Here is a 5210-nt window from a genome sequence, read left to right on the forward strand (position 1 = left end):
TGTCGCCAATGAGGACTATAATCTCGTCACCGCCATCGACGTCGAAAGCAAGCAGGTCCTGGCCGAGATTCCGGTCGGCGTGGAACCGGAAGGCATGGGTGTCAGCCCCGATGGCAAGACCATGGTCAACACCTCGGAAACCACCAGCATGGCGCATTTCATCGACACCAGCACGCATGAGGTGACCGACAACGTGCTGGTCGACACGCGCCCGCGCTTCGCCGACTTCAAGCCCGACGGCTCGCAGGTCTGGGTCAGCGCCGAGGTCGGTGGCACTGTCAGCGTCATCGACAACGCCAAACGCGAAGTGGTGAAGAAGATCCAGTTCGCGATTCAGGGACTGCGGGCCGAAACCATCCAGCCGGTAGGCATCGCCATCACCGCCGATGGCAAGAAAGCCTATGTCGCGCTCGGCCCGGCGAACCATGTCGCGGTGATCAATACCGACACCTACGAGGTGGAGAAATACATCCTCGTCGGCCAGCGTGTCTGGCATCTGGCCTTCACGCCCGACCAGAAAACGCTGATCACCACGAATGGCAATTCCAACGATATCACCTTCATCGACACGGCCACCGACGAGCCGGTCCAATCGCTCACCGTGGGCCAGCAGCCCTGGGGTGTGGTCATTTCGCCCAAATAGCAGACATTGATCATCGGGAGGCTCAAGACATGAAACTTTTCCGCAGGTTTTTCTTCGCCGCGCTCGCCGGATTCGTCCTTGCTCCGACCGGAGCAAGCGCCGACGACGCAACACCAAAACCGTCGCGTGCCAGCAAGAACCTGCCGGAACTGATTATCGGTTCGGCCGATTCCACTTACGCCGTCAATCAGAAGGATTTCGAGCTGATCGCCGGCCAGGGCTATCGCTGGAAGATCACCTCCAAGGGCGGTTTCGAATACAAGTTCGTCACCGACCTCTTCCGCAATGTCTGGATGGACCAGATCGTCATCAACGATTTGGAAGTGCATATGGACGGCGGACCAGCCTGGCTGGAATTCGACGACGCGGGAACGATCCAGGTGCAGTTCCATACCGTTCGCCCGGGCGAATATACCTGGTCGGTTCCCGACCTTGCCGACAAGGGACTGAAGGGCAAGATTACGATCAAGTGAGACAAAAGGCGATCAAGGCGCCAGATAGCCAACGCGTCCTGAAGGAGCGGCCCGGCATGCAGCATATGAGGACAAGCGGTCCGGGAGAAGAGGTGGCGGCGCTCGATGTCGGTGCCGTCAGCCATTCCTATGGCCAGAAGCGGGCGCTCAACGACGTCTCCTTCTCGATCGCGCCGGCGACTTTCACCGTTCTGCTCGGCCTCAACGGGGCCGGCAAGACAACGCTGTTCTCACTGATAAGCCACCTCTACGACACGCGTCACGGATCGATCCGCATCTTCGGCCATGACATTCGCCGCGCATCCGGCGAAGCACTCAGACGCGTCGGCATCGTGTTCCAGGCACGCACGCTCGACCTCGACCTCAGCGTCTACCAGAATCTCTCATACCACGCCTCGCTGCATGGCATTGGCGGACGCGACGCTCGCCAGCGCATTGCCGCGCTGCTTGAAACGGTCGACATGCAGGGCCGCCAGCATGACAAGGCACGCAGCCTCTCCGGGGGTCAGATGCGGCGCATCGAAATCGCCCGGGCGCTGTTGCACCGACCTTCCCTGCTCCTGCTTGACGAGGCGACCGTAGGCCTCGACATCGAGTCTCGCGCGGGCATCCTCGCCACCATCCGCAAGCTCGTCCAAGCCGAGGGCATCGGCGTGCTCTGGGCCACGCATCTGATCGACGAAGTCGAAGACGCCGACCATGTCGTCATACTGCGGCGGGGTGATCTGGTCGCGAGCGGCAAGGTGTCGGATGTGATCCGTGCGAATGGTGGAAGTTCGATTCGCGAAACCTTTTCGAAGCTCAGCCGCGTCGATGCGGCGGGCATGGCGGAGACGTCGCCATGAGCGCTCCTGCGATGCCTGGAAAGCTCGCCGGCATCATGCCAGTGCGGTCTGAACCATTCGGCCTGCGCCACTATCTCATTTGCCTGAAAGGCGTCGTCCTGCGCGAATGCCTGCGCTTCCTGCACCAGCGCGAACGCTTCATTTCCTCGCTGGTCCGGCCGCTCGTCTGGCTGTTCATCTTCGCCGCCGGCTTTCGCCAGGTGCTCGGCGTGTCGATCATCCCACCCTACAAGACCTATGTGCTCTACGAGGTCTATATCACGCCGGGCCTTTGCGGCATGATCCTGCTGTTTTCCGGCATGCAGTCTTCGCTGTCGATGGTCTACGACCGCGAGATGGGCAACATGCGCATCCTGCTGGTCAGCCCGTTTCCGCGCTGGTTCCTGCTGGTGTCGAAGATGCTCGCCGGCGTGGCCGTATCGATCGTGCAGGTCTACGCGTTCCTGATCGTTGCCTGGTTGTGGGGCGTCAAGGCGCCGCCACTCGGCTACCTCTATGTGCTGCCGGCACTGTTCCTGTCGGGCATGATGCTTTGCGCGCTCGGCATGCTCTTGTCTTCGCTGATCAAGCAGCTCGAAAACTTCGCCGGCATCATGAACTTCGTCATCTTTCCCGGCTATTTCGCGTCTCCGGCGCTGTATCCCTTGTGGCGCATCCAGGAGGCGAGCCCGCTGCTCTACAAAATCTGCCTCTGCAACCCGTTCACCTATGCCGTCGAACTGATCCGCTTTGCCTTCTACGGGCAGATCGAATGGCTGTCGCTGGGCGTCGTGGCCGGCTGCACGCTGCTGTTTCTGGGCGGCGCCATTATCGCATACGACCCTTCGCGCGGTTTGGTGATCCGCAAGCAGGACATGGGAGGAAACGCCTGATGGCGCGAATGAGACTTGTTCACACTCTCGTTGTGGTCGCCACGCTTGCCTTGATGGGAGGCGCCGGCGCGGCAAACACCGATCCCGACTGGCCTTGCATACAACGTAAGGTGCCACGGCTCTCGCTTGGCCAGATCTGGAATGGGCCGGAGCTTCCTGCGACCGCGAAAGATTGGGCGAAGGATGCCCGTGTGTCGGCGCTTGTCGAAGCGGTGGCGGCCCGGCGGACGCCGATTGCCGAAGCCCAAAAAGAGATCAAGGATTTCGCGACTTCCCTGCCGCCCGAGCAGGTCGCACCAAAAATGACGATGCTGGTGCAGGGAATGTTCGAGCATATGGACGCCGAGCGTTCGCACGTGATCTCCGGCATCTCCCGCTATGCGCACAAACAGCTCGAAATGGCGGCACAGTTGCGCAAGGAAGCATCCGAAGTCGACGCGCTGCGCGCCAAGGCCGATGCGGATCCGGACGAAGTCGAACGGCGAACCGACCAGCTGAATTTCGCGACGCGAATTTTCACCGAACGGGTCCAGTCGCTGACTTATGTCTGCGATGTGCCCACGATAATCGAGCAGCGGCTTTACCAGTTGTCGAAGACCGTCTCGGAAACGCTCGTCGTGAAGAAATAGAGCTTGGCTGCCTGTCTCATGACTCCCTGCCAGGCAGCACACGCCAACGCTGCACGAAATAACCGGGATGTGTTTCGATCCACCGAGCCACCAGCGGCTGCGCCTGCATGAAGGCAGTCCCGGGATTCATCGCCAGACCGTCCACCATTTGTTCGCGTTGTTCGCAGGTCCGCGGTATATCCGTCAGGCAGACCATCATAACGAGTGTGTAAAGCATTACCCCTTTTCCCCATCGAATTCCCGAACCCTACCCGGGAGATTTCCGAACAGTCTGCAGGGGTTGCACATACAGATCGCTTACGGGTGTGAAAGGACGTGGCCCCCGCTCTTTCGCACTGCAACATAACACATCGCTTATATAACACCAACGATCGCGGGCGTTCTCCACCGGACTTTCCGTCGCGTTCGTGCAATGTCATCCCGCCTTGTCTGGATACAGCTTTCCGAAAAGGGGCAGGTACATCGCGCCCTTGCGCATCAGGAAATCGTTGAACGTGGCCATGGCCGGCGAGATTGCGTGATCGGTTCGCATCACTGAGAACCATTGCCGGCGGATCGGCATGCCGACAACGTCGAGGATGACAAGCCGGCCTGCTTCGGTTTCCGCAGCGATGTTGTGGGCAGAGATGAAGGCGATGCCCAGGCCGGCCATCACCGCCTGCTTGATCGTTTCGTTCGACGCCATCTCGACACCGAGATCGTCGATGCGGCCAGGCACGTCGCTCAGGAATATTTCCAGCGAGATGCGGGTTCCGGAGCCGGGCTCGCGAATAAGGAAATGCTCCTCCGCGATCCGCTCCTTGGAGATATCTCGCGCCGCGACCAACGGATGGTCTGGCGGCGCGATGATGACCAGCGGGTGATCGCCGAAGACCGAAGCACGCACCGGAACCTCTTTCGCCGGGCGCCCCATCAGCGCGATGTCGATGTCGTGGTTCCTGAGGTTGTCGATCGTCTGGGCGCGGTTGCCGATGGCAAGCCGCATGTCGATGTCGGGATGGTCCTTCATGAACGCAGCCATCAGCCGCGGCGCGAAATATTTGGCAGTGGAAACGACGCCGAGCCTCAGGCTGCCGGTGCGTACGCCCTTGATGGCATCCATCTTGTCTTCGAGCAAACCGAGATGCTCCTCGATAACCTGCGCTGTCTCGACGAAAGCCCGACCTGCGGCAGTGGGACGCATGCCGTCCGACGTTCGGTCGAACAGAGCCAGCTGGAATTCTTCCTCCACTTGCCGCAACTGGATTGTCAGCGCTGGAGGAGACAGACCTAACATCTTGGCCGCGCTGACAATTTTGCCGCACTTGGTGATTGCCTGGATGGTCTTGAAATGCTTGAGCGTGAGGTTCCTCATGCCGCATACTAAATTATTTTTACTGGCTAAGTAAAGTTATTGAATTTTACTTATCTCGCGACGTTTGTTTCCATTCCTCCAGTCCAGCCGCTCCGAGGAGATGCGGCCGGACCGGGAGGTTACGATGCCAGCGGCAACGCTCGACGCTTTTCTGAACTCTTATCTCGGCCAGCCTGACGAATTCCGCTCGGCAGTTGTGACGACCGTCCGTCAGTTGACACAGGCCGCCATCAAGGTCCGCAACACCATCAACCAAGGGGTGCTCGGCGCCGCCTTTGCCGAAACCCGTGGCGCCAATGCCGACGGCGACGTCCAGAAGGATCTCGACGTCTTCTCCGACGACATCTTCCTCGACGCCATGCGCCGGGCGCCTGTCGCGCTTTACGCCTCCGAG

Annotated in this window: 7 protein-coding genes and 1 pseudogene; 6 read left to right on the forward strand and 2 right to left on the reverse strand. The window is 60.1% G+C overall.

Features of this window, described 5'->3' with window-relative positions; all coding sequences use genetic code 11:
• From EN906_RS22115 to EN906_RS22135, 5 genes are all read left to right on the forward strand, one after another.
• A partial coding sequence (locus tag EN906_RS22115; RefSeq protein WP_127375367.1) for a PQQ-dependent catabolism-associated beta-propeller protein occupies positions 1 to 643 on the forward strand: 643 nt, incomplete at its 5' end.
• Between the two features lie 29 nt (positions 644 to 672).
• The gene (locus EN906_RS22120; RefSeq protein ID WP_127269840.1) at positions 673 to 1116 is read left to right on the forward strand and encodes a hypothetical protein; all 444 of its coding nucleotides are present in this window, start codon (positions 673 to 675) and stop codon (positions 1114 to 1116) included.
• 56 nt (positions 1117 to 1172) lie between these two features.
• Positions 1173 to 1961, forward strand: coding sequence for an ATP-binding cassette domain-containing protein (locus tag EN906_RS22125; protein WP_127269842.1), 789 nt, complete (start codon positions 1173 to 1175; stop codon positions 1959 to 1961).
• A gap of 35 nt (positions 1962 to 1996) precedes the next feature.
• Positions 1997 to 2833, forward strand: a complete 837-nt coding sequence (locus tag EN906_RS22130; RefSeq protein WP_050580490.1) for an ABC transporter permease — start codon at positions 1997 to 1999, stop codon at positions 2831 to 2833.
• A gap of 32 nt (positions 2834 to 2865) precedes the next feature.
• Positions 2866 to 3462 carry a hypothetical protein gene (locus EN906_RS22135; protein WP_236382787.1) on the forward strand — a complete coding sequence of 199 codons (597 nt, stop codon included), beginning with the start codon at positions 2866 to 2868 and terminating at the stop codon, positions 3460 to 3462.
• Between the two features lie 16 nt (positions 3463 to 3478).
• Here EN906_RS22135 and EN906_RS22140 read toward each other — a convergent pair whose 3' ends face one another.
• Both EN906_RS22140 and EN906_RS22145 read right to left on the reverse strand, forming a co-directional pair.
• Entirely contained in the window at positions 3479 to 3679 is a 201-nt protein-coding gene (locus tag EN906_RS22140) for a hypothetical protein (protein WP_127269848.1), read from the reverse strand.
• Between the two features lie 198 nt (positions 3680 to 3877).
• A complete protein-coding gene (locus EN906_RS22145) occupies positions 3878 to 4816 on the reverse strand; it encodes a LysR family transcriptional regulator (RefSeq protein ID WP_127375368.1) in 939 nt (312 codons plus the stop codon).
• A gap of 124 nt (positions 4817 to 4940) precedes the next feature.
• Here EN906_RS22145 and EN906_RS22150 point away from each other — a divergent pair.
• Positions 4941 to 5210 (forward strand): annotated as a pseudogene (locus tag EN906_RS22150) (class 1 fructose-bisphosphatase); the annotation flags it as partial.

Origin of the sequence: Mesorhizobium sp. M7A.F.Ca.CA.004.06.1.1, assembly GCF_003999135.1 — a bacterium.
GTDB lineage: Bacteria > Pseudomonadota > Alphaproteobacteria > Rhizobiales > Rhizobiaceae > Mesorhizobium.

What these genes read in the sequence shown, in the direction of transcription:
- EN906_RS22120 (WP_127269840.1), top strand. Translation starts at nt 673, where the DNA reads ATGAAACTTTTCCGCAGGTTTTTCTTCGCCGCGCTCGCCGGATTCGTC.
- EN906_RS22125 (WP_127269842.1), top strand. Translation starts at nt 1,173, where the DNA reads ATGCAGCATATGAGGACAAGCGGTCCGGGAGAAGAGGTGGCGGCGCTC.
- EN906_RS22130 (WP_050580490.1), top strand. Translation starts at nt 1,997, where the DNA reads ATGCCAGTGCGGTCTGAACCATTCGGCCTGCGCCACTATCTCATTTGC.
- EN906_RS22140 (WP_127269848.1), bottom strand. Translation starts at nt 3,679, where the DNA reads ATGCTTTACACACTCGTTATGATGGTCTGCCTGACGGATATACCGCGG.
- EN906_RS22145 (WP_127375368.1), bottom strand. Translation starts at nt 4,816, where the DNA reads ATGAGGAACCTCACGCTCAAGCATTTCAAGACCATCCAGGCAATCACC.